The sequence below is a fragment of the Pseudomonas sp. PB103 genome (assembly GCF_009764635.1).
Lineage (GTDB): Bacteria > Pseudomonadota > Gammaproteobacteria > Pseudomonadales > Pseudomonadaceae > Aquipseudomonas.
In genome coordinates this window covers 1-3,014 of the sequence record NZ_RWIL01000059.1, presented here as the reverse complement: position 1 = coordinate 3,014, position 3,014 = coordinate 1, and the positions used below count along the sequence as shown (strand labels likewise).

The following is a 3,014-nucleotide window of genomic DNA, read 5'->3' as shown; positions in this document are numbered from 1 at the left end:
GCTGCGATCTTTTGATCTTTTTTTTCAGAATCAAGATCAAAAGATCGCAGCCTCGTTTCACTCGTCAGCTCCTACATGGCTTGCGCAGTGATGGCTATTTAACGTCGCCCTGATAGACTCCCAACACAGCCGTCCTACGGTGTGCAGGTTACGTCGAGTAATCGAGGCCCTTATGGGAAACACGGGAGGAAAGGGACTTTCATTGGCCAGGAGGCTCTATACGTCGCGAACCCTCGGGCTGCTGCTCGGGCTTGTGTGCGTCAGCGTGGCGATGTACCCGCTCGATCCGCCGCTGTGGGTCTGGGCGCTGATGCTGTTCAACGGCCTGCTCTGGCCGCATCTGGCCTTTCAATGGGCGCGCCGCTCGCCGACGCCTTATCACGCCGAACATCGAAACCTGCTGATCGACGCTTTTCTCGGCGGCTTCTGGGTCGCTGCCATGCATTTCAATCCGCTGCCCAGCGCCACGACGATTTCGATGATGGCGATGAACAATGTCGCCATCGGCGGCGTGCGTTTTCTGCTGGCCGGCGCGGCCGCGCAGATTCTCGGGGTGGGCGTCGGTCTGGTGGTCTTCGCCCCGGCGTTCATTCCGTCAACCTCGCCGCTGCAACTGTATGCGTGCCTGCCGATGTTGATGCTGTATCCGCTGGCATTGGGCTTGCTGTGCTTTCGTCAGGCCCACACCCTGGGCCGGCACAAACGTGAGTTGCTGGCCCTGAGCCGCACCGACAGCCTCACCGGTCTGCTCAACCACGGTGCGTGGAAGGATCAACTGGAGATCGCTTTTCAGCGCTGCAAACGGCAGAAGCAGGGCGCGGCGATTGCCTTGATCGACATCGACCATTTCAAAGCGATCAATGACACCTACGGCCATGTCGCCGGTGACATTGTGCTGCGCCAACTGAGCAAGTTGCTCAAGCAGAACCTGCGCGCCACCGACATTGCCGGGCGTTACGGCGGCGATGAGTTTTGCGTGATTCTGCCGGAGCTGCCGCTGTTCAACGCTGCTCAGGCCATGGAAGCGTTGCGCGAGCGTTTTATCACGTTGGGGTATGAGCAGAATCCGGCGTTGAAAGTCAGTCTCAGCATTGGCCTGGCGGCGTGGGATCCGTCCCATGTCGATGCGACGCGCTGGCTCAATGACGCCGATCAGGCGCTGTACGAAGCCAAGGCCAACGGACGCAATCGGGTGATGTGCAACTGCGACAACAAGCCCAGGCGCGAACTGCTCGACTCAGTCTGACCCCCCACAAATCCCCTGTAGGAGCTGCCGCAGGCTGCGATCTTTTGATTCTGATTTTTTAAGCAAGATCAAAAGATCGCAGCCTTCGGCAGCTCCTACAGGTGTTCGGGAACAGGTGTTCGGTGTGGGTCAGAGTGATGTCGTATTGGGAGTAGAGCGTCGCGCCGATGTCGGGTACGGTTAAATCCCCCCGACGCGAAACAAGGATCGCTTCATGACGTTCTCCTTTTCCCGCTCTCTGTTGGCCGCAAGCCTGGGTCTGTCCCTCGCATTCTCTGCGGCCAGTGCCTTTGCCGAACCGCATAAACAAGTACTGGCCGATGCTGAGCAATATCAGCCTGATGCACTGAAACTGCTGGAACGGCTGGTCAATATCGACTCCGGCTCCGGGTATGAACCGGGCCTCAAGCAAGTCAGCGAGATCGCCATCGATGAGCTGAAAAAGCTTGGCGCGACGATCGAGCTGGTACCGAATACGCCGGAAAAATCCAACCATGTGCTGGCCACGTTCAAAGGCACCGGCAAGGCGAAAATCCTGCTGATGGCGCACATGGACACGGTGTTCAAGGAGGGCTCCGCCGCCGAGCGACCGTTTCATATCAAGGACGGCCGCGCCTACGGTCCGGGGGTGATGGACGACAAGGGCGGCATCGTTGCCGGGATCTACGCGCTGAAAGTCCTGAAAAACCTCGACTTCAAAGACTACGCACAAATCACCTTCCTGCTCGACGCCAGCGAGGAAACCGGTTCGGACGTCGCCACCGACCTGATCAAGAAAACCGCCAAACAGCACGACGTGACCCTCAATCTGGAGCCCGGTCGCCCGGCCGATGGCCTGGTGGTGTGGCGCAAGGGCAGCGCGACGGCGCTGGTCGAGGTCAAGGGCAAGGCAGCGCACGCCGGTGTCGCGCCAGAACTGGGACGCAACGCCGCGATGGAGGTGGCGCACCAGATTCTGCAACTGGGCAAGCTCGGTGATGAAGCGAAGAAAACCACCATCAATTTCACCGTGCTCAAGGCCGGCGACCGCACCAACGTGATTCCCGACCAGGCCACGGCCAAGGCGGATGTGCGCGCGGCGGTGCCGGAAGAGTTTGATCGGATCGAGAAGGATCTGGCGCGGGTGTCGCAGGACAAGCTGATTGCTGAGACAGAAGTGAAGACTTCGTTGCAGCGAGGTTTGCCACCGATGCCGCAGACCCCCGAGTCGGATCGCCTGATGGCCATGGCCCAAGGGATTTACGGCGAGATCGGACGCAAGTTGACCGAGGAGGGCAGTGGTGGTGCGGCGGATGCCAGTCTGTCCGCTGGAGTAGGCACGCCGACGCTGGATGGGTTCGGGATTGTCGGTGGCAATATTCATACGCCTGAGGAATACGCCGAAGTGGCGAGCGTGGCGCCGCGGATTTATCTGTTGTCGCGGATGATCATGGAGTTGTCCAAATCGTCGTGAGATTAGCGGTGCAGCGGCTGGCCTCATCGCTGGCAAGCCAGCTCCCACAGGGTTTGGTGCTGAACCATCAATCAATGTCGAACCGCATAACCTGTGGGAGCCTGGCTTGCCAGCGATGGCGTCAGCCCGGTCAATCCATCACTCAGCCCAAAGGATTTGGTATGAGCCATTAAGCCATGGTTGGCCGTATAACCTGTGGGAGCTGGCTTGCCAGCGATGGCGTCAGCCCGGCCAATCCATCACTCAGCCCAAAGGATTTGGTATGAGCCATTAAGCCATGGTTGGCCGCATAACCTGTGGGAGCTGGCTTGCCAG

General features: G+C 59.4%; 2 protein-coding genes. Both read left to right on the top strand.

Annotation, left to right across the window (positions count from 1 at the left end; translation table 11 throughout):
• Positions 1 to 172 precede the first annotated feature (172 nt).
• Positions 173 to 1,246, top strand: coding sequence for a diguanylate cyclase (locus EJA70_RS11695; RefSeq protein WP_158830850.1), 1,074 nt, complete (start codon positions 173 to 175; stop codon positions 1,244 to 1,246).
• Between the two features lie 214 nt (positions 1,247 to 1,460).
• On the top strand, positions 1,461 to 2,699 hold the full coding sequence (locus EJA70_RS11690; protein WP_008082469.1) for a M20/M25/M40 family metallo-hydrolase: 1,239 nt from the start codon (positions 1,461 to 1,463) through the stop codon (positions 2,697 to 2,699).
• The last annotated feature ends 315 nt before the right edge of the window (positions 2,700 to 3,014 follow it).